At 30.7% G+C, this 26,934-nt stretch carries 24 protein-coding genes and 3 tRNA genes; 11 read left to right on the top strand and 16 right to left on the bottom strand.

What is annotated here, in order from left to right:
• Window positions 1-34 precede the first annotated feature (34 nt).
• Entirely contained in the window at window positions 35-1,303 is a 1,269-nt protein-coding gene (locus V7S76_RS06090; protein ID WP_459509170.1) for an asparagine synthetase B, read from the top strand.
• Here V7S76_RS06090 and V7S76_RS06085 read toward each other — a convergent pair whose 3' ends face one another.
• Genes V7S76_RS06085 through V7S76_RS06060 form a run of 6 tightly spaced genes read right to left on the bottom strand, consistent with a single transcriptional unit; the run spans window position 1,304 to window position 10,057 of the window.
• A complete protein-coding gene (locus V7S76_RS06085) occupies window positions 1,304-3,319 on the bottom strand; it encodes a glycosyltransferase family 39 protein (protein ID WP_459509169.1) in 2,016 nt (671 codons plus the stop codon). It lies immediately after the preceding gene.
• Between the two features lies 1 nt (window position 3,320).
• Complete coding sequence (locus V7S76_RS06080; protein WP_459509168.1) at window positions 3,321-4,385, bottom strand: DegT/DnrJ/EryC1/StrS family aminotransferase; 1,065 nt, start codon at window positions 4,383-4,385, stop codon at window positions 3,321-3,323.
• Window positions 4,385-5,605, bottom strand: coding sequence for an ABC transporter ATP-binding protein (locus V7S76_RS06075; RefSeq protein WP_459509167.1), 1,221 nt, complete (start codon window positions 5,603-5,605; stop codon window positions 4,385-4,387). The genes V7S76_RS06080 and V7S76_RS06075 overlap by 1 nt, the downstream gene beginning before the upstream one ends.
• A gap of 6 nt (window positions 5,606-5,611) precedes the next feature.
• Entirely contained in the window at window positions 5,612-6,415 is an 804-nt protein-coding gene (locus V7S76_RS06070; RefSeq protein WP_459509166.1) for an ABC transporter permease, read from the bottom strand.
• A gap of 9 nt (window positions 6,416-6,424) precedes the next feature.
• The gene (locus tag V7S76_RS06065) at window positions 6,425-7,486 is read right to left on the bottom strand and encodes a hypothetical protein (RefSeq protein ID WP_459509165.1); all 1,062 of its coding nucleotides are present in this window, start codon (window positions 7,484-7,486) and stop codon (window positions 6,425-6,427) included.
• 3 nt (window positions 7,487-7,489) lie between these two features.
• Window positions 7,490-10,057, bottom strand: coding sequence for a polysaccharide biosynthesis/export family protein (locus V7S76_RS06060; RefSeq protein WP_459509164.1), 2,568 nt, complete (start codon window positions 10,055-10,057; stop codon window positions 7,490-7,492).
• 108 nt (window positions 10,058-10,165) lie between these two features.
• On the opposite strand from V7S76_RS06060, the gene V7S76_RS06055 reads away from it, so the two are divergent.
• On the top strand, window positions 10,166-12,046 hold the full coding sequence (locus V7S76_RS06055; protein ID WP_459509163.1) for a DNA topoisomerase IV subunit B: 1,881 nt from the start codon (window positions 10,166-10,168) through the stop codon (window positions 12,044-12,046).
• Here the strand turns inward: V7S76_RS06055 and V7S76_RS06050 are convergent.
• A complete protein-coding gene (locus V7S76_RS06050) occupies window positions 12,043-12,351 on the bottom strand; it encodes a tetratricopeptide repeat protein (protein ID WP_459509162.1) in 309 nt (102 codons plus the stop codon). The two genes, V7S76_RS06055 and V7S76_RS06050, sit on opposite strands and share 4 nt — an antisense overlap.
• 47 nt (window positions 12,352-12,398) lie before the next feature.
• On the opposite strand from V7S76_RS06050, the gene V7S76_RS06045 reads away from it, so the two are divergent.
• From V7S76_RS06045 to V7S76_RS06010, 8 genes are read left to right on the top strand one after another with little or no spacing between them, the layout of a single operon-like run.
• On the top strand, window positions 12,399-13,136 hold the full coding sequence (locus V7S76_RS06045) for an electron transfer flavoprotein subunit beta/FixA family protein (protein WP_459509161.1): 738 nt from the start codon (window positions 12,399-12,401) through the stop codon (window positions 13,134-13,136).
• 6 nt (window positions 13,137-13,142) lie between these two features.
• Complete coding sequence (locus V7S76_RS06040) at window positions 13,143-14,093, top strand: electron transfer flavoprotein subunit alpha/FixB family protein (RefSeq protein ID WP_459509160.1); 951 nt, start codon at window positions 13,143-13,145, stop codon at window positions 14,091-14,093.
• A gap of 31 nt (window positions 14,094-14,124) precedes the next feature.
• Window positions 14,125-14,718 (top strand): bifunctional nuclease family protein, encoded by a 594-nt coding sequence (locus V7S76_RS06035; RefSeq protein ID WP_459509159.1) that lies wholly within the window; start codon window positions 14,125-14,127, stop codon window positions 14,716-14,718.
• Between the two features lie 4 nt (window positions 14,719-14,722).
• Window positions 14,723-15,610 (top strand): cell division protein FtsX, encoded by an 888-nt coding sequence (locus V7S76_RS06030; protein ID WP_459509158.1) that lies wholly within the window; start codon window positions 14,723-14,725, stop codon window positions 15,608-15,610.
• 1 nt (window position 15,611) lies between these two features.
• Entirely contained in the window at window positions 15,612-15,818 is a 207-nt protein-coding gene (locus V7S76_RS06025) for a DUF3098 domain-containing protein (RefSeq protein WP_459509157.1), read from the top strand.
• Window positions 15,808-16,620, top strand: a complete 813-nt coding sequence (locus V7S76_RS06020) for an undecaprenyl-diphosphate phosphatase (protein WP_459509156.1) — start codon at window positions 15,808-15,810, stop codon at window positions 16,618-16,620. The genes V7S76_RS06025 and V7S76_RS06020 overlap by 11 nt, the downstream gene beginning before the upstream one ends.
• A complete protein-coding gene (truB, locus tag V7S76_RS06015; protein ID WP_459509155.1) occupies window positions 16,611-17,300 on the top strand; it encodes a tRNA pseudouridine(55) synthase TruB in 690 nt (229 codons plus the stop codon). The genes V7S76_RS06020 and truB overlap by 10 nt, the downstream gene beginning before the upstream one ends.
• A complete protein-coding gene (locus V7S76_RS06010) occupies window positions 17,284-18,225 on the top strand; it encodes a bifunctional riboflavin kinase/FAD synthetase (RefSeq protein WP_459509154.1) in 942 nt (313 codons plus the stop codon). The genes truB and V7S76_RS06010 overlap by 17 nt, the downstream gene beginning before the upstream one ends.
• Here the strand turns inward: V7S76_RS06010 and pheA are convergent.
• The 3 genes from pheA to V7S76_RS05995 are packed head-to-tail and all read right to left on the bottom strand — an operon-like array spanning window position 18,199 to window position 21,034.
• Window positions 18,199-19,281 (bottom strand): prephenate dehydratase, encoded by a 1,083-nt coding sequence (gene pheA, locus V7S76_RS06005; protein WP_459509153.1) that lies wholly within the window; start codon window positions 19,279-19,281, stop codon window positions 18,199-18,201. The genes V7S76_RS06010 and pheA overlap by 27 nt on opposite strands.
• A 13-nt stretch (window positions 19,282-19,294) precedes the next feature.
• Window positions 19,295-20,479 (bottom strand): glycosyltransferase family 4 protein, encoded by a 1,185-nt coding sequence (locus V7S76_RS06000; RefSeq protein WP_459509152.1) that lies wholly within the window; start codon window positions 20,477-20,479, stop codon window positions 19,295-19,297.
• 3 nt (window positions 20,480-20,482) lie between these two features.
• Window positions 20,483-21,034: a WcaF family extracellular polysaccharide biosynthesis acetyltransferase gene (locus V7S76_RS05995; RefSeq protein ID WP_459509151.1), complete on the bottom strand. Its 552-nt coding sequence runs from the start codon at window positions 21,032-21,034 to the stop codon at window positions 20,483-20,485.
• 175 nt (window positions 21,035-21,209) lie between these two features.
• On the opposite strand from V7S76_RS05995, the gene V7S76_RS05990 reads away from it, so the two are divergent.
• Window positions 21,210-22,556 (top strand): hypothetical protein, encoded by a 1,347-nt coding sequence (locus V7S76_RS05990; RefSeq protein ID WP_459509150.1) that lies wholly within the window; start codon window positions 21,210-21,212, stop codon window positions 22,554-22,556.
• Here the strand turns inward: V7S76_RS05990 and V7S76_RS05985 are convergent.
• The 6 genes from V7S76_RS05985 to V7S76_RS05960 all read right to left on the bottom strand — a co-directional run bounded on the left by V7S76_RS05985 (window position 22,538) and on the right by V7S76_RS05960 (window position 26,928).
• Window positions 22,538-23,674 carry a glycosyltransferase gene (locus V7S76_RS05985; RefSeq protein WP_459509149.1) on the bottom strand — a complete coding sequence of 379 codons (1,137 nt, stop codon included), beginning with the start codon at window positions 23,672-23,674 and terminating at the stop codon, window positions 22,538-22,540. The two genes, V7S76_RS05990 and V7S76_RS05985, sit on opposite strands and share 19 nt — an antisense overlap.
• 22 nt (window positions 23,675-23,696) lie before the next feature.
• Window positions 23,697-24,986: a hypothetical protein gene (locus tag V7S76_RS05980; RefSeq protein ID WP_459509148.1), complete on the bottom strand. Its 1,290-nt coding sequence runs from the start codon at window positions 24,984-24,986 to the stop codon at window positions 23,697-23,699.
• A 76-nt stretch (window positions 24,987-25,062) separates the two neighbouring features.
• A tRNA-Arg gene (locus tag V7S76_RS05975) sits at window positions 25,063-25,136 on the bottom strand.
• A 60-nt stretch (window positions 25,137-25,196) separates the two neighbouring features.
• Window positions 25,197-25,270 (bottom strand) — tRNA-Pro (locus V7S76_RS05970).
• Between the two features lie 10 nt (window positions 25,271-25,280).
• Window positions 25,281-25,367, bottom strand: a tRNA-Ser gene (locus V7S76_RS05965).
• Between the two features lie 67 nt (window positions 25,368-25,434).
• Window positions 25,435-26,928, bottom strand: coding sequence for a glutamate synthase subunit beta (locus V7S76_RS05960; protein WP_459509147.1), 1,494 nt, complete (start codon window positions 26,926-26,928; stop codon window positions 25,435-25,437).
• Between the last annotated feature and the right edge of the window lie 6 nt (window positions 26,929-26,934).

Genomic DNA, 26,934 nt, shown 5'->3' with positions numbered 1-26,934 from the left:
CAATTTATTAGTTTATTTACAGCATTAAAAACCAATGAAGCGGCTAATTCTTCCATTAATCATATTTCTTACTAACATTGGCTCTTCCCATGCCAATAAGCTGTTGATTGAAATGGGTGAATACCAAACAGACCACTTAAAAGCCTATGGTTTTGTTTATCAGGTGCTAAAAAATGAACAAAAAGAGGTTCAATGGTTATTGAATTACCAAGGTGGTGCCTTTTTAATGGATTACGACCCTCAATATGTGAAAAGTTTAATAGCTAAATCTATTTTATATCAAGTCATTTCTGATTCAAAAGCTAGTGAACTAACTCAATTGTTGAGTAACTCATCTCAAAATACCGCCATTGGTACATTAAATAAAGTTCCTAAAATTGCCTTATACTCGCCCAAAACAGCTAGTCCATGGGACGATGCAGTTTCCTTGGCTTTGACTTACGCCGAAATACCATTCGATATTATCTACGATAAAGAAATTTTAGAAGGAAAATTACCTGAATACGATTGGGTGCATCTTCACCATGAAGACTTTACAGGACAAATGGGTAAAATGTATTCTCAAAAAGATCAATTTTGGTACCAAAATCAATTAAAAGAAGACATGATTTTGGCCAAACAATTTGGTTTTTCCAAAGCGTCCGAATTGAAATTGGAAATTGTCAAGTCGATTAAAAATTATGTTCTCGGTGGTGGATATTTATTTGCCATGTGCACAGCCACGGATACTTTTGATATTGCTTTAGCACTAAATGGATTAGATGCGAGTGATTCGTTTTATGATGGAGATCCAATCGATAAGCAATTTCAAGACAAGTTGAATTTTGAAAATTGCTTTGCCTTTCGAGATTTTAAGATCATTCCTAATTACCGTATAAATGAATTTTCTGAAATAGATTCATCTCCTAATTATTCCCCAAGGGTAGTTTCGGAAGAACTCGATTTTTTTGAATTAAATGAATTTTCGGCTTCCATTGATTTGATTCCAAGTATGTTGACTCAAAATCATGAGAAGGTTATTCATGGTTTTATGGGACAAACGACTGCCTATTCATCAAAATTCATAAAATCGGACATTACTGTTTTAGCTGAAAATCAGTCGTTGAATGAAGTGAAATATCTTTATGGACAAAAAGGGAAAGGTTTTTTTACCTTTTTGGGAGGTCATGACCCTGAAGATTATCAGCATTTTGTTAATGAAGAACATACGGATTTAAGCCTTCACAAAAATAGTCCTGGATATAGATTGATTCTGAATAATATCTTATTTCCTTCTGCAAAAAAGAAAAATCAAAAGACCTAATTATTTAAGTTTTCTTAAATAATAATCCTCTCCAGGAACGATAATTCCTTTTTTGAGTGCTAGTTCACTTCCTAATCTGATATCTCCTTTTTTAACAGGAATTACGCTTTTGGCAAAAAATAGATAATCTGCTTCTGTCGGTATTTGCTCAATTCCTTGTTCAAAACGGTTAATGGGAATTAATTTTCTAGTAAATTCTGCTCCCCAAAGTGGATATTCATAATCATCGTTAATAGTGCCCAGAGCGACGGTGGCATGACTTGGAACCATTTGGTCAAAATTATAATAGGCTTTGGTTATATCAGGTCTTGAAATGGTTAACGACTCCATTCTATTCAATTGAAAGAATGATTGTTTTCCATAGGCATCAAATGGTAGAGCACGAATATTGAATAGTAAGGTGCTTAAACTAGAGACACAAATAAATACAGTTACCGTTCCTAAAAGAAATTTAGTGAATCCATAATGATTCCTTCTCAAGTAAAATTCTCCAAAATATATCCCTAATGGAAACAAATATAAACTTGAACTGATCATATATCGTCCTTTCCAAGGATCATAAGCGGCTGTGTAACATAAAAAAAGAAAGTGAATCACAAAAGCACAAAGAAAAAAGAGGTATTTTTTTTCAAACCTAACTACCGCAATTAAAATACTTGGAATGAGTACCAATAAAAATAGTAACCCATAAATCGGTGTTCCGTTGTAAAATTCAAATTGTCGATCAAACGAAAAAGGTATGATGGTAAATTCCGTTTTTGATTCTAATCCTAATTGAAGTTTCTGATCAATTGCTCGAGGAATAAATTTCCATTTGGCATTGAATTCTTCAACCCATGGTATATTTCTCAAGCCATCGGGATTTAATAAGTCGAAGGTATATCTAAATACGTTCCTAGATCCTTGTTTCAATAAATTCTCAAGATTTCCAGCTCGTTCCACTGATTGGTGCATGGTGGCCGTTTTGGGGCCTATAGGATGTCCATAGTGGATGTAATTACTAATATATCCCGTACATAAAACAAATAGAATAACGCCTAAAGAATGCGATAATAATAAATGTTTTATTTGGTAAAAAAACCTTTTTGAAGATTGGAAATTTAAGGAAGTAAGGTAAATGATTGCTAATGGAATAAGGGAAAATGCAAAAGTAATTTTGTGAGACAAAGCTATTCCAAAAGTTAAACCTGATAAATATAGATAAATCAGTTTTTGGCTAGTTTTAAAAGATATAATGAAATACAATAAACTACCTAAATATGCTCCCAACACGATATCTGTATCGGTTGTTAAACTTTGCATGATTGTAATAGGTAATAATAGAATGAAGGAACTTATTAATAATCTAATTTTAAACTCAATCTCTAAGCGTTTTAAAATACCATAAATGGAAAAACTTAAGATCCAATAGGAGATATAATTGGGCATTCTAAACCATAGTTCTTGTTTATCATTCATTAAAAAAGGATAAACTTGTATCGAACTAAAACTTCTTGGATAGGTATCAATATTCCAATTAGTACCGATAAAATGTGTTAAAGATGACCCTTCTTGTAAAAAATAGAGAATTCGATTTAAATGCCCTGTCATGCTATCCCACTCATTAGGAGGACAAAATAACATAACAGAAAATTGTAGCATTGTAATTAAAACCAAGGTCCAAAAAATACAGAAAAAGGTGAATTTTTGTAATCCTGATGATTGTTTGAAAACTATATGTAATTCTTGAATGGTTGATCCAGTTATTTTAAATGCTGATTTTTCGTTTAATTCTTTTTCAAAATATTTTAATTTAAAGAAAGAGTAAAATAAAAAACTAATAAAAAAAGGTAAAATACACCAAAAGAAAATAGAACTCCATTGATGAATAAAGGAAAGCAAATAACCTGAAATAATGATGCTACTCGAATAAGAAATGAAAGCAATAATCACTATCTCCTCAAAATTCTTATTTGAAATTTTAGAAGAAATTTTAAAATTCAAAAGAATAAAAGAAATGAAAATCAGTAAATACATCTTATGAATTATTTAGAACCTGACACACCTTTAAAATTTCCGACTCAGTGATTGCTGCAGATAAAGGAAGACATAAAATTCGTTTAGAAAAATCTTCAGATATAGGACATGCCTGGTAATTAATGAATGACAATGTATTCAAAGAAGGATAGAAATACCTTCTTGGAAATATTTGATGTTGGTTTAATTCGGCAACAATTTTAAATAAATAGTCTTCGCTTGGCAGTAAAATTGGATAGTAACTGTAATTTCGATCGATGTTTGGGTTATAATCGTATTTAAAAATTGGACTTACTAAATGTTGGTCATATACACTACTAGCCCATTTTCTATGACTTTTAATTTTTTCAAATTCCTCTAAATTCGCTAATCCCATGGCTGCATGAAATTCTGAATTCTTTCCGTTTATTCCTGCTGAGAAATATTCATCACCTTTGTGCCCAAAACTTCGTAATTCTTTGATTTTGGCGGCTAACTTTGAATTATTCGTCATAACGGCCCCTCCCTCTACTGTATGAAATATTTTGGTCGCATGAAAACTACAAGTACTTACATCTCCATAATTGAAAATGGATTTACCTTTGTACTTAACACCAAATGCATGAGCTCCATCAAAAATTAATGGGATTTGATATTCATGTGCAATTTCCTCTTGTAATTCTAAATCGCCTGCATTTCCGTAAACATGTGTGGTTAAAATTGCTTCCGTTTTTGGGGAGATAATGGATTTTATATTGGAACTTTCAACCGTCAGCGATTGTGGATTTACATCAGCAAAGATGGGTTGACAATTTTCCCAAATAATGGAATTACTAGTAGCACAGTAAGAAAAAGGGGTTGTAATTATTTCGCCTGTTAAGTTCAAAGCCTTGATAGCTAATTGTAAAGCTATTGTGCCATTCGTAACGAATATAAAATTTTCAACTTCAAGAAATTCCGCCAATTTGGCCTCTAATTCTTTCAATAAGGGTCCATCATTCGTTAAATGAGACGTCTCCCAAATTCTCTGTAGATATTTAGAGTAAATGGATATATCAGGAAGAAATGATTTGGTTACGTGAAGCATTAAATTTCTTCTGTTTGTTGAAATAGTCTAAAATCGAAATTTGGTCGAACATAGCCAGGCCATTTTCCATACCAAGTTGTATCTTCTCTGTAATCCGCAATTTCAAAGTTAAATACCTCTTCGAAATTATAAAGAATGATTGATTTATCTTTGACAATCATAAATGAGATATAATAATTACCATCATTTAAAAAATTACCAGGAATCTTAGTGCTAGCCTTAATAATTCCTTTATTAACTAGTTCAGGTTCTGTTCCAATATTAAAAATGCATTCCCCTGTGCTGGCATAAAGGTGTAAACTAATATTCAAGTTTTGACCATCTTCTAAATTCCAAAATTCAATATCGATATCAAATGAATTTCGGATGTCTAAAAACCCCTGGTCCTCAAATAAATTAGGTTTTAATTCAGCGGATTTTAATCTTACTAAATCATTTCCAATGGATTCTTGGATTTGATCAAATTTCTTGCTTAAAATATTGTGTTGTAAGGTAGAAAGATAATTAGTTAACACAGTTCCTGTTTCACCAAATTCTTTTACTGAACCTTTTTCCATGTGTAAGGTTTTATTGCATAAATTCCCTACAGCAGTTAAATTATGACTAACAAATAAAATAGTTTTGTCTTTTGAGGCTACCTCTCTCATTTTTCCAAGTGATTTCTTTTGGAAGTCAGCATCTCCAACAGCCAGAACTTCATCCACGATTAAAATATCTGGATTGAGGTGAGCCGAAATAGCAAATCCTAGTCTCACATACATTCCCGAGGAATATCGTTTAACAGGAGTATCTAAAAATTTGGTAATTTGTCCACCCGCAAAATCTACAATTTCATCAAATTGAGAACTAATGTCTTTTTTGGACATACCTAAAATAGCCCCATTTAAATAGATATTCTCTCGCCCAGTTAATTCAGGATGAAAACCTGTTCCCACTTCCAATAAACTAGCCACTTTTCCATGAACGTGAATTTTGCCTGAAGTAGGTTTCGTTATTTTACTTAGAATTTTGAGTAAAGTTGACTTTCCGGCTCCATTATTACCAATAATTCCTAATTTATCCCCTTTTTCTAGGTTAAATGAAACATTGTTAACCGCCCAAAATTCTTCTTTTTGTTCCTTTTTAAAGAAATCAATTATCCCCTCTTTAATACTTGCTGGCCCTTTTTGAGTCGAAAGATTATATTTTTTTGAAATGGATTCAACCTCTATAATATTCATATTAGACTATAAATGATCAACAAATGAACTTTCTCTTTTATTAAAAATCCCAATTCCAAGAAATAGAATAATAAGACTTGTTGCCATTGCAACAATTAAGTTATTCAAATTAAACAATGAATAATGATTGATTAATGTAAATCTGAAAAATTCCACCATCGCTGAAAGCGGATTTACTAGATTATAATAAATGAACCAATTTTTGGTCATAAATTCATTGGTTGTATATACAATTGGTGTTATAAAGAAACCATATTGAACAATCAATGGGGTAATTTGCTGTATGTCTCTAAACTTAACTGAATAAGAAACAAAGATCAATCCAAGACCCAAACTGAAAATTGTTATTAAAATTAATGCCAATGGTATCAAGAATATGAAAGTTGACAAACTTTGATCCAACGCAAAATTTAATATGAAGTAAACAATCAATCCAACAAAAAAATCTACCAATGGGACGGCAATGGACGATAGGCAAATAACTAGTCTAGGAAAATAGACCTTAGATACTAAATTACTATTGACTAAAATAGAGTTACAAATCGCTTGAAAACTATTTGCGAAATAATTCCAAAATAATATACCTGAAAAAACTATTAATTGAATCGGATATCCTGAAAATGAATTTAATTTGGCGACTTGCTTGAATGCAAATACAAAGACTAACATCGTTGCTACGGGCCTAACCACTGCCCATGCTAAACCTAATATGGTTTGTTTATACCGAACGGAAATATCCCTTTTAGCAAGAATTAACAATAATTCTCTTTCTGAATAAACTTCCTTTATTTTAAGTATTATCTCTAACATTCAATATAATTAAGCCATTAATTCTTTGTATACTGAAATAATATATTGGATCAAAACGGTTAAAACCACCCCTGCTAACATTGCGATTATGCTAATGGGCCCCCATTTATATTTAAAACCTTCGCCGGGTAATTCGGGTTCTGAAATGACAGTAAAAAGAGGTGTTTCTTTAACCAAAGAGAATTTCAAATTATCATAATTTCGGACGGCCTCTAAATACATCGTTTGTAACTGAGTTGTATTCATTTGTAATCTATCAGCAATTATCCTTGCCCTTTGGAAAACAATTTGCTGATTTTGATCAGTATAATTCGCTAATTTACCTTGAGTGAAATATAAAGCCGTTTTTAATGAATCTTTTCTTTTATCCAATATATCAAGTAATTCATTCGACTTTTTATTCTTATTCGTAATGTAAAAATCAGCTAATGTATTTAGGTACAACTTTGACCATAAATAAGAAAGTGTATCATTTCTTGTTTCAATGGTTAATGTTTGGAAGGTTGATTTTAGATTTTCATTTTTAAGATCGCTACTATTTTTAAGATAAGCAGCTATCAAATCAAGTATAGCTTTGTCATCTAAAGAGAGCGTTTTTAAATCTGAATTTTTGAATTTAAATGTTTCAATATGATCTGGAAAATCACTCCATTCATGTTCGAATAAATCACATTTTTCTAAAAAGATATTTCCATATAAATCTTCTCTATTCCCTATTTTAACCTGGCTCAAAATAGCTTTTCGTAAAAGCGTTTTTGTTTTAAATAATTCTTTAAAATTTTCTCCGCTAAATAAGCTAGTATTTGATCCGTTTAAATCCCCTAAACCTAAAGAACTTGCAAGGCCAGATAAACCTCCTCCACTTACCTTATCGTTATCCAATAAGAAAACCACTTCAGCCTTAAATTTCTTGTCCCTACTTCTATAAATCTCAATAGAAACTCCAATTGACAATCCAATAAGTGCCCCAAAAATTAATTTCTTATAATTATTCTTTAAATATGGAATAATAAGTAATCCTTTTAAAATTAAGCTTTTGAATGAAAATTGATCTGATTTTACCTCTACCATATCTTAATTAGCCGATGCCTTAATTAATGTAACCACTCCAATTATACTTGTAATACTTCCTGTGAAAATTGCCACAATAGACGCGATTTGTTGGAAATTACTTGTTGATTTTACCTTATTGGGAATAATGATTTCAGCTCCCTTTTCAATTTTTGGATAGGTTCTGAAAAATAAAAATTGTCTAGTACGATCAATCGAACCGTTGGAATAAATAACATACGATCTTCGTTTTACCGAATTAGATGTGATTCCTCCAGCTTGAGTTATATAATCATTGAAATTAAAATTGTGATTATATTTTACATTAGTTGGATATAATACTTCTCCAGAAATTTTGATTGTTTGAGGTTCAATAGGAATCTCAAGCACATCACCATCAATGATGATTAAATCATCTTCTCCGTAAGGATTGGCTAATGCATTTTCTAAATTGATAGCTATAACTTCTTGTTTCTCAGATAATAGAGCCGTAGATTTTACCGTAGATCCTTCAAAATTATCTTGAAGTTCTTCTATCTGCTCTAATTTTCTGGTTTTTTCTTTTTCCGTAATGGTGAATTTTCTTAATAGTTTTGCGCCTTTTAAATATCCTTGAAGATTAACTCCTCCAGCCCTTTTAACGATATCACTAAGTCTCTCGTCTTTCTTCTCTATTCCATAAACCCCTGGATAAGACATTTGACCTTTTAAAGTGACAAATTGTTGAATTTGATAATTAGGTGATGACCTAATAAATACATCATCAAATGGCATTAATTCAAATCTGGATGCGGAATTGTCTAATTGCAATTTATTACTAATTGGGAATTTGATGATTTCAGCTATTTTGGAATCCAAAGATTCTACATTTTCTGATCCTGATATTTTTTTTCTCCGAACAATTTCAATAAATCCTGTTGCCGCTGATTCACGTAATCCACCAGCTTTTAAAATCAAATCCTCTACCGTCATCTTATCAATATACGGAAGGGTTAATTTTAATTGTCGATTGATTAATTTATTATTTGCATCATTGGATTTATTTTCTTCTTGAATTTCACTCTGATTTTCACTTAAAGAAATATCATCCTGGCTAGATCTAATTTTATCCTCATTGGAAACATTATCCATCGAGGCAATTTTACTAGAAGAATTTTCGTTTTTGTAATTAATTTCTCCGTGAATAGTTACCGTATAAAATTCTTTTAAATCTAAAACAGAATATACAGTTATTAAATCCTCTCTTTTTAGTAAAATGTCTTTACTAGAATTTTGTAATATGTCCTTCAAATTGACAGCAATGTTGGATAAACTTAAATCTGCATTCAAACGCTGTATTTGGACTCTTTCAGAGAAGGCATTCTCTTTTAAACCTCCTGCCCTTTCAATCAATTTTAACAAACTTGTAGAATTATCCAAAGAGTAATTGCCAGGACGGAAAACTTCTCCTACTATATTAATTTTATTTTCAAATCGATCTGTATTAATGGATTCAATTTGAATAATATCTCCTGATTGTGGTACAAATGAATTCGCTAATTCAGCATTTAAATCAATAATTTTCTTTTCTTTTCTAGTAAAACGGGTTATCTTGATTTGTTCCTTAAATGCATCATCAGAATATCCTCCACCGAAATCATTGATTACTTTTTCTAAGGTTTCATTTGGCAATATCTCAAATAAATAATTACGCTTTACCTTACCTTTTAATTCAACTCTACTTTTGTATAAACCTACTTTAATAATGTCTTGATCGTGTAAGTTATAGTCATTTTTTAAAATACCATTCAATAAATAATCATACAAATCAAGTGTTGCAATAACCTTCTTATTTCTAATTAATTGAATCTGACGAAATGTGCCATTTTCATTCGGTCCACCTGAAAGATATAGGGCATTCATCACTGTAGAAAGACTTGATAAAGAATAAGTTCCTGGGTATAAAACCTCACCTTGAATAGAAACACTAACCGTTTTGATATTTCCCAATGAAATAGTTGCATAAACACCATTTATATTATTATCGGAATTACTTGACTTTTTTAATCCATAATAAATGGTCGATAACTTATATATCAATCTCTTTTTTGCTTCTTCTAATGTTAATCCAGAAACGAAAACATTTCCAACTCTTGGAATTTTTATGTAGCCGTCCGCATTTACACTTAATGTATAATGCTCCTCTGAATATCCATTTATGTCAACTATTAGTTCATCCTCTGGTCCAATGACATACGATTGAGGAGAAGCAATGTTTAAATTGGGTTCAAAATTCAATGTTTTATTATTGAAAATACTTGTTCCAAATATTTTTGAACGAACTAATTTGCTACTGGTATCAACTTTAGCAATGATGGATTTTCTTTGAATTTCAATACTATCTGAGATTTTTTTCTGTAATGCACTGTTAGAAACAGTCGTTCTTTTCGTTACGTTTGGAGAAGTTGTTGAGGTATTAGTACTTGAACTTCTTGTTGCTCCTAATTGTCCACCTAAAAATTGTGCTTGAATCGGAAGATTATAATTTTGAGCTAACAAGTTTGTTGCTAAAATCGTAAATGAGAATATACTTAGTATAAACTTCTTTAACATATATGTCAAAATTTAAAATTAGAATACAAATTAAAGGAAAAAACATCATTTAATATTAACTTTAAACTAAATTTAGAAAATTCACTTTTATTAATTGTTCATATTTCTGTGGAAGATATTTTAAACACGCCCCCTATTTATAATGATGATAGTATAAAGTCTTTGGACTGGAAAGAGCATATTAGACTTAGGCCTGGTATGTATATTGGGAAGCTCGGTGATGGTTCTTCGGTGGATGACGGTATTTATGTTTTGGTAAAAGAAATCATGGATAACTCAATTGATGAGCACATGATGGGTAACGGAAAAGTTATTGAAGTTAAAATTTCAGATCATCGTGTTGAAATTCGTGATTTTGGTCGTGGAATTCCATTAGGTAAAGTAATTGACTGTGTTTCTAAAATCAATACCGGAGGAAAATACGATTCGGGTGCATTTCAAAAATCAGTAGGCTTGAATGGCGTTGGTACCAAAGCAACCAATGCTTTGTCGAGTTATTTTAAAGTTCAATCTTATCGGGACGGCCAAACTAAATGGGCTGAGTTTTGCAAAGGAGAATTAACGGCTGAATCCTCAGGATTTGAATCTTCTAATTCCAAAAGCGGAACTTTCGTCAATTTTGAACCTGATAATACCATTTTTAAAAATTATCATTTCATTCCACAATACCTAGATTCACTTTTTTGGAATTATGCCTACCTAAATGCAGGGCTTACAATAAATTTTAATGGTCAAAAATATTTTTCTCAAAATGGTTTATTGGATTTATTATCTAAAAAAACCAATGTGGAAGAAAATCGTTACCCTATTATTCATTTGAAAGGAAATGATATTGAGATGGCGATTACTCATAATAACCAATACGGGGAAGAATATTATTCCTTTGTCAATGGACAAAATACAACTCAAGGCGGAACTCATTTAGCGGCCTTTCGAGAAGCTTTGGTTCGTACCGTTCGTGAATTCTTTAAAAAAGATTTTGATCCATCTGATGTTCGCGCAAGTATAGTCGGTGCAATTGCCATACGCGTTCAAGAACCCGTTTTTGAATCACAAACCAAAACAAAATTAGGTTCCACCAATATTTCACCTGATTCTAATTCCACATCTATACGTTCTTTTATAGGAGATTTTGTTAAAAATGAATTAGATAACTTTTTGCATCAAAATCCAGCCTCAGCGGATGCTTTATTAAAAAGAATTTTACAATCCGAACGAGAAAGAAAAGATATTGCTGGAATTAAAAAATTGGCCAATGAAAGAGCCAAAAAAGCCAACCTTCACAATAAAAAATTACGCGATTGTCGTATTCATTTATCGGATGAGAAATCAGAGGTTAGACATGATACAACCTTATTTATTACCGAAGGAGATTCTGCGAGTGGTAGCATAACAAAATCGAGAGATGTGCAACTTCAAGCTGTTTTTAGCTTAAGAGGTAAACCTTTGAATTGTTATGGACTAACCAAAAAAATTGTTTACGAGAATGAGGAATTTAATTTACTTCAACATGCATTGGATATTGAGGACTCTTTAGATAATCTGCGTTACAATAAAATAGTCATTGCGACGGATGCTGACGTAGATGGTATGCATATTCGCTTACTTATTTTAACATTTTTTCTTCAGTTTTTCCCAGATTTGGTAAGAAATGGACATCTATATATATTAGAAACCCCTTTATTTAGGGTACGAAATAAAAAAGAAACCATTTATTGTTATTCAGACGAAGAAAGACGTAATGCCATTGAAAAATTAAGTCCAAAACCTGAAATAACTCGATTTAAGGGTTTAGGTGAGATTTCCCCTGAAGAGTTTGGGAATTTTATTGGAGAGGATATTAAATTAGAACCAGTTATCTTAGAAAAAGATTTCACGATTCCTCAGCTTCTTAATTATTACATGGGTAAAAACACGCCTGAACGTCAAAAATTCATTATCGAAAATCTGATTATTGAAAAAGATTTGGAAGAAGCACTTTTAGCCTAGAAATTCAGTTCTAATAATTGCTTTAATTCTTTCTCCGCTTTCGTATTATTTTGTTGCTGACTGAGCCTAATTCCTTGGTGGATTAGGATTTCTGCCTGTGCATCCATGGCTATTTCAATTAAAAAATTGGCATAGGTATAATAATTGGGAAGATAATCTTCGAAATCATTTTTCAATTTATTAAAATAAAAAATTGCCTCTTCCTTTCTTCCTATTTTGACAAACTCTAAAGCCAATAGGTAATAATTAAAGGGATCCTTCGGATTGATTTTTATTTCATTTTGTATAATTTCTGTCCTGTTCATTTTTAATTTTAAAAACAAATTAGTATGCTTGCATAACAATTTATAATATGATGAAAATATTAGTCTGTATATCTGTTGTACCTGATACAACTTCCAAAATTACAATAGATCCTTCTTCCTCCCTAATTAATTTGGAAGGATTAACTTTTATAGTAGGCCCATATGATGATTATGCCCTTTCAAGAGCCTTGGAAATCAAAGAATTAAATCAAGCAGAGGTTGTAGTATTGCATGTAGGAACTGCAGAATCAGAGCCCTTAATTCGTAAATGTTTAGCATTAGGTGCTGACAAAGCCGTTCGAATTAATGGAAAACCTACAGATTCCATTCAAATTGCTAATGAAATTGCTAGGTATGTTCAAGATAATCCTATGGATTTAATCTTAATGGGTAAAGAATCCATTGACTATAATAGCGCCTTGGTACATAACTTGGTAGCAAGTAAATTAGGGATCTCGCATTTTTCACCTGTCATGAAATTGGATCTTAAAGGAGAAAATGAAATTTCAATGTTGATTGAAACAGACGATGGTAAAGCTCAAATTTCTGCTCATTTACCGGCTGTTTTGGGCTGCCAGGAGCCAATAGCCGAATGGAAGATTCCTTCTATGAGAGGCATTATGATGGCAAGAACTAAAGAAATATCAATTGTTGAACTATCAGCAGGTTCTGAAGTTCAAATTGACAAATGCCATGTCATTGAAAATACCAGAAAACAAATAATGATCTCAGCCGAAAATGCTGAAAGTCTAATTGATTTATTAAAAGCAGAATCTTTAATTTAGTCTACAATGAAAAATATCCATATATTTATCGAATCACGAAATAATTCCTTATCTGATTCTTCTCAAAAGGTGCTTAATTATTTTAAGGAAATCAAAGGTCAATTTTTGGATTATTCTATAAAGGTCCATCACTTTATATCAGATAAATCACAAGCTATATCTCAAATAGAAATGGATGGAATTAGTTCTATCAGCAATGTGATTTATAACGAAAATAATCTGTTTGCAGATAAATCAGAATTCGAGGCTTTATTAGAATCCTTGAATCATGCTTCCGATTCTAAGTATTTATTTGCAAAATCGATGAAATTAGAATCAATAGCTTCATTTATAGCGAATGAATATAATTTGCCTGTGTTATCCAATATTCTAAGCGTTCAAAATGGATTGTTTAAAAAAGAAATATTTTCTGGAAAAGCTGTGGTCGATTTATCTATTCATGTTGCTAGCTGGGTTGTTATTTTTGCCAAATCATTAAAAGTTAATACTTCTTCCATTTCTTCCAGCCTTGGAAATTCTGACCAAAGTTTACATGTAGGAGCTTCATCTATCTATCATTTAGAAAGTATATCAAAATTGGGTAATTCTATTCCCCTTCCAGAAGCGCAAATAGTTGTTGGAGCTGGTAGAGGCTTGAAAGATCCTTCTAATTGGGGAATCATTGAGGATTTGGCAAATAAAATTGGTGCAGCGACTGCTTGTTCAAAGCCAGTTTCTGATTTAGATTGGCGCCCTCATCATGAACATGTTGGCCAAACGGGGGTCAAGATTAGTCCCAAATTGTACATAGCTTGTGGAATTTCGGGAGCAATTCAACATTTAGCAGGTGTAAACAATTCCGGAAAAATTGTAGTAATTAACAATGACCCAGAAGCTCCTTTTTTTAAAAATGCTGATTATGGTATAGTTGGTGACGTTTTTGATGTAATCCCAAGATTGTTAAAAAAACTTAATTAAATACTTTCTTAGGCCTTTTTTTGATACCTTTGTGAATATTTATATTCCTTTGGAAAAACTGGTTAAACTAAATATTCTTTCATTGACACCAAGTTCATTTGGTTCAAATTCTTTTATACTTCTATTACAAGATGTAAATGAAGCAACAAGAATGTTTCCAATTGTTATAGGAAGTAATGAGGCGCAGGCTATCTCTATCGTAAGAGATGAAATTGCCATCAGTAGACCATTAACGCATCAATTATTCACCGATTTGTTAGTCAATACCAATTTTAAATTAGAGAAAATTGTTATTGTTGATTTCAAAGAAGGCATATTTTATTCAAATATGTATTTTACTAATCAAAGTTCTGAGTTTATTTTGGATGCTCGCCCATCCGATGCTATTGCCATTGCTTTAAGAACGAATTCAACAATCTATATCAATGAAAAACTTTTAAATTCAATCAGCATTCCAGTTGAGAGTCATGTTGATGATTTAGACGAAGAGGATGAAATTGATATCATTGAAATTAATCAATCGCCCTCTATCGAAGATTTACAAAAATCCCTAGAGAAAGCACTTTTGGAGGAAAATTACGAGTTAGCAGCCCAAATTAGAGATTCAATCAATAAAATAAAATAGAAGAATGAAGTATTCAAAATCAAAACCTACATCTGTACCTGTACTATTGATTCTATCAATATCTATTTTAGGTTTCATTTTTAGTCTTTTCACTCAATTTGTCATTGGTTTAAATGATTTTTCCTTGGATGTAAAATCTCAAATGAAGGTTTACGTTTACATGGAAGATAGTTTAAGTACTACTGATTTACTTAAAACTAAAATGGCATTGAAATCAAAAAATTACATTGATTTCCAATCAGGTAATTCTAGCGGAATTGAATTTGTTTCAAAAAATAAAATTGCCGAGGACTTTTTGAAATCTTCTCATGAGAATTATCAAGAATTATTAGGAGATGAAAATCCTTTTAAAAATATGTTTATTTTAAGTATTTCAGAACCTTTCAAGAATACAAAATCGTTTCAACAGATTTCCAAAGAAATTTCTAGTATTAATGGAGTTTATGAAGTTACCTTTCCAAACAATTATTTAGATATGTTAATGGAAAAAATAAAGTCTATTTCTTATATTATTTTAGTTTTAGGCCTATTACTCATCATATTTATCTATGTTCAAATTTCCAATTATATAAGAATTGCTATACATGCTAATCGGGTACTTATTAAAACAATGCAGTTACTAGGATCAACAAATACATTTATTCAAAAGCCCTATTTATTTAATGCACTAAAATTAGGCATTTTGGGTAGTGTTTTTGGATATATATTTACCAATATATTGTTTTATGGCATTCAATATTATTTTCCATCGTTAACCATGGATTTATTCAATTTGAAAAATCAATTGTATTTGATTGGTATTTCTTCCATTTCTTGTTTGTTTTTCTGTTTTATTTCGACATTTATTGCTTTAAATAAATATTTCAATATTCAACAATCTAATATTCACTAACATGCAAAATTTCCCTTTAGATAACAAAAGAATCATTTATTTGGTCATTGGAATTTTAACAATGATCATCGGATTTTTTATCATGACATTAGATAAATCTGAATTTGGATTTGGATTTTTGGGTATTACCTTAGGTCCTATTTTAGTTTTGATTGGAGTTATTTTGCCCATCTTTTCATTGTTTAATGTATTAAAGAATGGTAAGTAATTGGGAAAGTATATTCTTGGGAATTGTCGAAGGTTTAACAGAATTTTTACCCATTTCTTCTACAGCACATCTAATAGTAACGGAGAAATTATTGAATTTGCATTCAGATAAATTTCTTAATTTTTTCACCATATTCATTCAACTAGGCGCTATTTCAGCAGTTCCACTTTTGTATTTTAAAAGATTAACTTCCGATTTATTGATTTATAAATACATTATTTTCAGTTTTATTCCTGCTGCCATTTTCGGGGTTTTATTGGATGATTTATTAGAATCAATGTTTGAAGGATATTGGTTCATTGCCATTTCCTGGTTTATTGGTGGTGTTATTTTATATTTTATTGATGGTTGGCTTAAAAATGATTCAACAACATCAGGTTCTATCGAACACGATAATTCTAATTTAACAGAAGATTTAAACATCGTTAAAGCCATAAAAATAGGATTGTATCAGTGTATTGCGATGATTCCAGGTATTTCAAGGTCCGGAGCAACCATCATTGGCGGCCGATTGGTAGGATTAAATCATAAGTCGGCCGTTGAATATTCGTTCTTACTCGGCATCCCGACTATTTTAGGAGCATGTTCAAAAAAAATGCTTGATTATCGTGAAGATCTTCCCTCCTTATTGAATTATCAAAATTGTATTTCTCTGGTAATTGGTTTTATCATCAGTTTAGTTGTTGCACTTGTAACAATAAAATTGATGGTTGGATTTGTTCAGAAAAATGGCTTTAAAATTTTTGGCATTTATCGGATCCTTATTAGTGTTTTATTAATTATATATTTATTGTGGAGCTAGAAATATTAGAAGATAAATTTTATTTAATAAATAAGCCTAAAGAATGGACTTCTTTCGATGTAGTTAAGAAAATTCGTAACATTGGTAAATTTAAAAAAATTGGCCATGCAGGTACATTAGATCCCTTAGCTACTGGTTTATTGATTATTTGTGTGGGTAAATACACGAAAAAAATTGAATATTTCCAATCGCTTCCTAAGGTCTATTCTGGAGAATTTGTCTTAGGCAAAACAACTCCCTCCATAGACCTTGAAACAGAATTCGATCCCATTGAATATTCAGTTGACCATATTACTCCTACTTTAATAGAAAATGCACGTAACGGATTGTTAGGTGATATAGATCAATTACCTCCCATATACTCCGCAATTAAACTCAATGGAGAACGCTTGTATAATCATGCACGAAATGGTCTAGTTGAAGGTGATCTAGAGATTAAAATTCGAAAGGCACATGTTTACCAATTTGAAATCAATTCAGATCAATTTCCAATGATATCATTCAGAATTGAATGTTCCAAAGGAACATATATTCGAAGTATTGTTAGAGATTTTGGAATTTCATTGAACTCAGGCGCTTATTTGTCCAAATTAGTGAGAGATAAAATCGGTTCCTATTCTTTAATAGACGCACAAGATGTAGCAACATTTAATCCAGATAAGCATGAAAGTATATCATAGTTTCTCTGCATATAATGAACAATCCGAAAGTGTTGTTTCAATCGGAATGTTTGATGGCGTACATATTGGTCATAGAAAGGTTATTCAACATTGTGTTGATTTGGCAAAAGAAAATGATATTCAGTCCATTATAATTTCATTTTCAAACCATCCTTCCTCCTATTTTACCCAAAATTTTGAAAATAATTTATTGACTTCTGCTTTCACTAAAATAGAATTAATTAAGGATCTAAATGTGGATGTGTTATTTTTAATTCCATTTGATGAATTTATCGCCACAATTTCTGCGATAAAATTTGTCGAGGATATTTTAATTGACAAATTGAATTGCACATCTTTTGTATTAGGGTATGATAATCGCTTTGGATTTAAAAGAGAAGGATCAATTCAGTTTATTCAGAATAATTTTAAAACACAAATTCAAGCCTTTGAAGTTGAAGCTGAAAAGTTAGATGAAATTGTGATTAGTTCAACAACTATAAAAGAATATATAGCTCAAGGACAAATTGAAATAGCAAATAAAATGTTAGGAAGGAATTTTTCTGTAGATGGAAAAGTTGTTAAAGGGAATCAATTGGGAAGAACAATTGATTTTCCGACGGCCAATATAGAATTGGCAAATAATGAACAATTTCTACCTTCTTTGGGTGTTTATTTGACCGAGGTTATAGTACAAACAAACAAGTACTATGGTCTTACCAATGTTGGAATACGACCAACGGTATCGGAATTAAATGAGATAAAAATTGAAACCTTTATTTTCGACTTTAATGAAGACATTTATGGAACTAAAATAAAATTAAATTTCATTTCAAAATGTCGAAATGAAATCAAATTCAGTAATTTAGAATCCTTAAAATATCAAATATCTCAAGATGTTGAATGGGCAAAAAATGAATTAACAAAGATTCATGTAACTTCCTAGAAAAGTAATTTCATCCGCTCTATTTATCAATATTTCTTCAATTTTCGAATCCAATTTATTTCCTTCAATATCAATAAAAAACCAGAATTTAAATTCATGGGTTTCTTTAATGGGTCTTGATTCTATTTTCAATAAATTGATTTTTCTAGTATCAAAATCTTGTAATAAGGTAAGTAACGCACCTGGTTTATCATCATTTTTCAATTTGATAGCTAAACTAGTCTTATCTTTTTCCGTTTTCTTTAAATTTGGTAATTTAGAAATGATGAAAAATCTTGTTTGATTGGTTTCACTATCTTGAATATTATCAAATAAAATTGGCAAATTATAGGATTTAGCTGCAATATGAGAGCAAAGGGCCGCCGCATTGTCGTCATTTAATGCCAATTTTGCTGCTTTTGATGTAGAGTCGACTTGAACAAAAAATGAATCTTCCTTATTGGCAAAATAGTCCTGTAAAAATGTTTTACATTGATGAAATGCGATATCCTTGGAAAATATTTTATTGATTTCTTTGAGATTATTCTGCTTAGAAGCAATACAAAAATTTACAGGAATAATTATCTCAGAAATAATATGAAGTTTCTTCTCGAATAAAAGATCCATCGTTTCTTTGACCATCCCCTCTTGATTGTTTTCAATTGGAACAACACCATATTTAGCTCTACCTGTTTCTACAGAATCAAATACAGATTTTATGGAGGGTAATGAAATATATTCAGCTACTGCACCAAATCGAGTTTCTGCAGCTTGGTGTGTAAAACTTCCCTCTGGACCAAGAAAACTAATTATCTCTGGTAACTCTAAATTCCTAGATACACCAAATATTTCTAAAAATATAGCCTCTATTGCTTTTTTAGATAATCTACCAGTATACCTAGATGCTAAACGTTCTACAATTGCTTTTTCACGATCGGGATGATAAATTAAAGAATTAGAGTCACGCTTTAAAGCCCCTATCTCCTCCACAATTTCCATTCTACTAACGAGAAGATCTAAAATTGAATCATCTATTTTATCGATTTTACTTCTAAGTTCGTTTATGTTTTCTAACATATTTCGTTAAATATTAGGCTTTATCCTGTTTTAAAATACCTTGATTTTTCTTTTCTTCAACTATTTGCAATCTTTTTAATTTATCAATTTTAGTAAATTGAAGACGTTCAATTTTGGCAGAATTAATTTTTTCACTTACTAAATAGGCTGAAATACAGTATAATAAAAATATAATGAATAAGCCTAGAATTACCTGATTATTGCTGAATTTTTGTCTAATTAATAAATAGGATATTAAAACGATCAGATTAAAACCAATTAAGATACATGTTGAAATAAAATGTGAGAAACCAGAGTCAATTAATAAATGATGTAAATGATTTCGGTCGCCCTTGAATGGAGATTTACCTGCAAGTAATCTTATTGAAAACATTCTTAACGTATCAAAAAGAGGCAGAATAAGTAATATGATCATCAATATGGGGGCATCAGCTCCAAGTTGAGGATTGTATTTGTAAGAACTGTTAAAAATAATGTATTTAACTGCAAAAAATGATAGTAAGAAACCTAATATTAAAGAACCTGTATCTCCCATAAAAATTTTATTCTTGGTTGACCAATTAAATCTAAGAAAACCAATAAGTGATCCACCTAAAGAAAATGATAAGGTTGAAAGAGCATATAGTTGATGTTGAAAAAATAATATCCCAAACGTTATAGAAGCCAATAAACCCACTGTTCCTGCTAAACCGTCTATTCCATCAATTAAATTAATTGCATTAATAACAGATATGAAAATGAATGTAGTAAAGAGTACACTTATTACATAAGGTATTTCTGAAATCCCAAAAAGTCCGTAAAAATGAGATATTCGCATTTCACCAAATATGATTAACAAAACGGAGGCCGCAATCTGGATCAATAATTTTTTCTTTGGAGATAAAATTAATATATCATCTTTAATCCCTAAAAAGAATAAAATGATAATCGAAGCAATCGCTAAATGTACCTCATGTCCCTCATTAGGATTATCCCAAATAAAATAACTAATTAATGTTGATGCGAAAATCGCAACTCCTCCTAACGTTGGAGTAAGTTCTTCATGTGAGCTCCTAAGTTCAATCTCTGCCATCAAATCTTTCAATTTTGAAATATTGATAATGACTGGAATAGCTGTGATTGATATTACCAAGGAAACTATAAATGAAATTATAATTTGAACTTCTTTTAAAGAAAAAAGATTAATGATGTTTTCCATAAATTAAGATATCACTCTTTTTTTAATTTCCATTGCTGGACTCCCCTTGTAAATTGTATATTCCTCTAAATCTTTGGATGTTATTGATCCAACTGTTAGAACTGCATGACTTTTTACAGTAACACCACCAGTAACGATCGATTTTGCGCCTATCCAACAACCATCTTCAATAATAATAGATTTTGTAATTAAATCAAATGATATTTTCGAGTAATCGTGATTTCCTGTTTGTAACATTGCTCCCTGTGAAATACATGAATTAGAGCCTATTGAAACCTCTGATATATTATCTATCCAACAATTCTCGCCTAACCAAATATAATCCTCTAATATTAACTTCCAAGGAAATTTGATTTTTACCCAAGGTTTAATAACAACATTAGTTCCAATTTTTGCACCAAATAGTTTTAATAGAAAGACTTTAAATGAATTTGGATAAGGAATATTGGTTAGAAAAAATATATTAGAGATGATTAACCAACCTAAATATTTCAATTCTAAAAACTTATTAGAATATACACTTTTTGAAAATTTTGATAAATCAATTTTGTTCATTTGGAATCTATACAAAGAGAATTCACATAATTTTACGAAATTACAAATAAAGAAATTATATTCAGCCAATTGGTGAAAACAATCTTTAAACTCTTTAGAATATTTTGTGTTTTTCCTATTTTACTTACCAAGGATAATTAAATACTATATCTTTGTAATCAATTATATTCCTCAAATGATTAAATTAAAGTTAGATTTACTCTTAACTATATTATTTAGTGTATTATTTGTTCCTTTTTTTATTTTTATAATATTTTGGCTTAATACTTATGCCTCAGTCCTAATTGGATCATTACTCATCTATTTTTTGATTATTTTTTTGAAACAAAGGAATAATATTGAATTAGTAGAAATAAGTCGTCTAAATTTTCTTTTACTATTTCTAGTCAATTGCTTTATAGTATATTGTTGTGGAATTGGTGGTTTTACTGAGCAAAAGTTTGATTTACACTTACGATCAAATTTAGTTTGGAGTCATTTAATTTCATATGATTGGCCGGTTGTCATCCCACAAAACCACTCCAATTACAATCATTTTTCCTATTACCTTGGATATTTTTTACCGGTAAGTTTAATTGTAAAAATATTTGGACTGACCAAAAGTATAGGAATCATAGAGTTTTTTTGGGTATTACTAATTCTGCAAATAACCACCTTAGTTTTGTTTGTTAAGGAAAAACTGAATTTTAAAGTGTTATTAATTTTACTCCCCAATGGTTTTTACTGGCTAATAGATAAATTTGTTTTTCATCATTTGGTTCCACTGCGTTTTTTTTCATTCTTTACAAATTTAGCCCATGGTCCACAACAAGTTTTAAGTGCTCTAATCTTAATCGTATTTTTTCAATGGATGAAAAAAAACAATGATTTCACGTGGATGTTTTTTATCTCTGCCCTATCTTTTTTTTGGTCACCATTCGTAACCTTAGGAATCGTATTAATTTACATACTACCTAATATTACCCAATCGAATATCTTTACTCTTTTGAATTTCTCGTCCTTGTTTTTTGGTATAATTATTATTTTATTCTATTCTGATAAACAGATTAATTACCATTTTTCTGTACTATCAAAAAATATCAGTTGGGATAGATATATGTTTTTTTGGTTGATCGATTTAGTTATTTTTCCATTGATTCTCTGGAAAAACTTTACTGCTGATAAAAAGAGACAAATAATTTATATCATTGGAATTTTGGTGTTGCTATCAATGGTAAATTTTGGAAAATATAATGACTTAATGACAAAAGTTTCCGTGCCTGTATTATTAGTATATTTTCTGATTATAATTCAACATATTCCTAATAAAAAAATATGGATCTATTCTTCATTTATATTGATATTTTCGCTTTCGAGCATCAAATTATGCTTGAACTTGCCATTTAAAGGAAATGAAAATTATGAAGTAATTAATTCTTTTAAAGACAAAACCTTCTCTGATTTGGTAAATGACCCAGAAGTGAATAGTCAATATTATTCAAATAAAAATAGTATTTTTAATCGTTATTTTTTGAGCAAATAATGAAACCCTTTAATCATTTCAAAAGACAAACGTTCTAGATCAAATATTGATTTATTTTTAGAAATGAATTTTTGAAGTTTTTGCTTTTTATCATTGATGACATAATCAATAATCAAATTAACGTTAATATCTGAAGCTAGATCCCCATTAAGTACAAGTCCAGAATAATTATTCAAAATCAAATCATTGCTACAACCACAATTATCGGTTGATATGACAGGTAAATTTAATTCTTGCGCCTCATTGGCCACCATTCCCCAGGTTTCAGAAATGGAGGGTAGAATTAAACATTCAGCATTTTCATAATATTGGGATAATAAATTCCATTGAATAGTTCCTAACAATAATACTTCATTGTTTAAATTCAATTTCGATATTTCATTTAATAAGAATTCCTTTTCAGGCCCATTACCAATAATTAGTAGTTTTAAGTCCTTAACACAATTGTGTACATTTTTGAAACATCGAATTAACTCAATCAGGTTTTTTTCGGATGATAACCTACCGACAAAAAGAAGATATTTGTCACTTAAGGTAATTTTATCATTTGATGCTATAAATTTCTTCTTGTCAAAGGTATTTAAGAAGGAAAGTATTTTTGATTTAGGAACCCCATGTTTAAATAAATATTCATTCGATTGCATTCCGTAAGAAAAAAATCCATCCGTAAGTTTGAATAAGATTACTTTATAAAAAGATTTTATTCGCTTAGAAATGCCTTCCACTGGATGTTTTTTATCTATTGATTCATTGGTTATGATAGATTTAATACCAAGTATCTTACAAAGGATTAACAAAATAATTGTACTTGGTTCATTATAACCCGTAAAATTGACAACATCCGGTTTAAATGTTATAATATATTTTATTTTTGAAATAAAAATTTTTAAATGACTGACACTTTCTAAAGGTTTGTTGCTAATTAATTTAAACGGATATTTGAAAGGAAAGTCAGAAAGCTTAAAATCAACTAAATCAGTTCTAGATTTTTCTGTTATGGATGTTTGTATAACTAGTAATTCAGAATCATTTTTGGCGCAAATTTCTTCATTCAATTTCTCAAAAATGACAGACTTGTATTGACTCCACAATAAGTTATGAAAGATTAAAATTCTCATAAATGGGATTTACATATACTATTTAATTCAATGATTGGTTCAACTCTGAACTAGGCTTCACCGCTAAAAAGCGAATATAGATAATATACATGATACAATAAGCTAGATCCATAGGTCTACCGCTTGTACACATACCAATAAATACTTGAATAAATGTTAAACCTAAGAAATTTTGAAAGACCAAATTCGATTTTAAAGCATTTAATGTATAATATAAAGAGGTTAAAATAAATAAGATATAAAAAATCAATCCCACTATACCAAAATTCACCAATACCTCTAATATAGGAATATCCATGTATCTATAATTGAAACCCTTTCCAAAAATTAAATTATAAATTTCGTGATTAAATATATATTTGAATTTATTGATATTTTCAACCCTTCCCATGGCTGAATCATCCACAGCTGTACTCGAATTTTTACCTAATGAGAGGCCTGTTTCCAAAGCGCTTTGAAACATACTCCAATAATTATTTATATAGTATCCCAAAATGGAAAAAAGATCATATTGATAATTAATATAAATGATTAAACCAATGATTAAACCAATGATGATCCTTGTATATTGTTTCTTTTCTTTCACTACTACACCTTTATTACGAATAAATATGACATAAATGGTAAGAATAACAATTAAGGATAACAAGATCATTCTTGTTTGTGTAATAATGATGGTAACAAGGCTTAACAATAAATTTAGAACTGAAATGCAAATGGGTAAAAAAGAATTTTGCTTAAAGAGATTTTCCTCATTTTTGTGCAAAAATAATAAGGAAATAATAATTCCAAAAAGACCATTTCTAGCATAAGTACCAGGATTACCCGTAAATCCCTCATCTCCAAATTGCACCGTGGCTCTTTGGCCAATCATATAGTTCGGATTGGTAATTACGCTATAAATTAATGCAATATTTAAAATGAAAGTAAGAACAATTATCCAAAAGGGTAAATATTTTTGAACATCATTGTTTACTCTTAGAACCAATATAAAAAATAGTAAGGTGGTAATAATGTTAATGGTATCAGTAACCCAGCTAGCGGTATTATAATTGTGAACAAAGAAATAGAATAGTCCAATTAAATAATAGGTCCCTCCAAACCACAGTAAATGTAAATTAGGTTTATAACCAAGTTGTGTATTTAATGGATTTCGTATTAAAAATAAACTTAGGACATAGAATATTCCACTAGTGACGCTACCACCCCCTAAATGAAACTGTGAACGTATGAAATAGAAAAATGGAGGACCTAGCCATAACAATACAATACCTATTGCATTTTTTGACAATATGTATTTTTTATCTTCCATTAACAATTTTAGAGGATTGAATGAACAAAAAAAAATATCTATAGTAAACCGAGATTTATTATAGATATTATTTATGTGATTCCGTTTGGATTCGAACCAAAGACCTACTGCTTAGAAGGCAGTTGCTCTATCCAACTGAGCTACGGAACCTTAAATAAAAAGTCAATTTATTTCAAGTTGAATGAACACCTTTCAATAAATTGACTTTTGTCGGGGTGGCAGGATTCGAACCTACGACCTCTTGGTCCCAAACCAAGCGCGATACCGGGCTACGCTACACCCCGAAAAACACTGCGGAGAGAGAGGGATTCGAACCCTCGGTACCGTTACCAGTACGACAGTTTAGCAAACTGTTCCTTTCGGCCTCTCAGGCATCTCTCCTAGCATTTAAGAGAGTACAAAAATAATAAAATTATTTTAAAATGCCACGTTTTAAGGCAAAATAATTTTAAAAAATATCAAAAGATGAAATCGATTTACCTTCTAAATTTGTTTTACCCATTAGATATTTATCAATTTCTCTTGCTGCTTCTCTACCTTCTGATATTGCCCATACGACTAAAGATTGGCCACGTCTTGCATCGCCAGCTACGAAAACTCTCTCATTATCAGTTTGATAATTAGATTTAGTTATAATATTACCCCTCTCATCAGCTTTAATATTTTTGGATTGAAGCTCTCCAAATAACTCACTATGATCCGTGTGTAAAAATCCTGCTGCAATTAGTGCTAATTCGCATGGAATTTCTCTAATATTAATAATTTCTTGTTCTAATTTACCATTTTTATTGACCATTGAAATATCACCTATTTTTAAGGCAGTTAAATTTCCAGCATCATCTTTGATAAATTCTTGTAGACTAATGGACCAAAAACGCTCCGCTCCTTCTTCATGCGAAGTAGAAGTACGTAACATATTCGGCCAATTAGGCCATGGTGTATTTTCAGCTCTTCCAACAGGAGGCTTTGGCATTACTTCTATTTGAGTAATCGATTTTGCTTTATGTCTATTCGATGTTCCAACACAATCAGATCCAGTATCTCCACCGCCGATTACAACAACATTTTTATTAGTTGCTAAAATATTAGCATTGATGTAAGATTCACCTTTGTGGTTGACATTTAATTCAATATTTGCATTTCGTTTGTTTTGCTGAGATAAAAACTCCATCGCTGGATAGATTCCTTTTGCATCAAATCCTTCTACATGGATTAATCTTGGTGTTGTTGATCCAGCTGCTACTAATATTACATCAAATTCAGACTCTAATTTTGACAATTTAATATCTGACCCTATTTTGGAATTGGTTTTAAATACCACTCCCTCCTGCTCCATTACTGCAATCCTTCTGTCAATTACAGATTTATCCAATTTGAAATCAGGAATTCCATATCTTAATAATCCACCGATTTGATCAGCTCTTTCAAATACAGTTACTAAATGACCAGCTTTATTTAATTGTGCAGCTGCAGCAAGACCCGCTGGGCCTGAACCAACTACTGCGATTTTTTTACCTGTTCTTTTGGAAGGGGTAAAAGGTTGTACCCAGCCTTCAGAATACGCTTTCTCTATAATTGATTTTTCAATTAATTCAATAGTAACAGGAGGCTTATTAATTCCTAAAACGCAAGATGATTCGCATGGAGCTGGACAAATTCGTCCAGTAAATTCTGGAAAATTGTTGGTAGAACTTAAAATTTCATACGCATATTTCCAATTCCCTTCGTATACTGCATCGTTAAATTCCGGTATAATATTACCAAGTGGACATCCACTGTGACAAAACGGTGTACCGCAATCCATACATCTACTTGCCTGTTCTAAAGTATCTTGTTCCGGAGATAAAAGTTCGATTTCTTTATAATCATTTATCCTCTCTGAAACTGACCTCTTGCTAGCAGTTTTTCTATCTTTTTCTAAAAATCCTGTTGGCTTACCCATTTTGTA

It is taken from the genome of Aquirufa sp. ROCK2-A2 (genome assembly GCF_054558485.1).
Note: the sequence above shows the minus strand (reverse complement) of the source record. Positions and strands in the feature narration are given on the sequence as shown.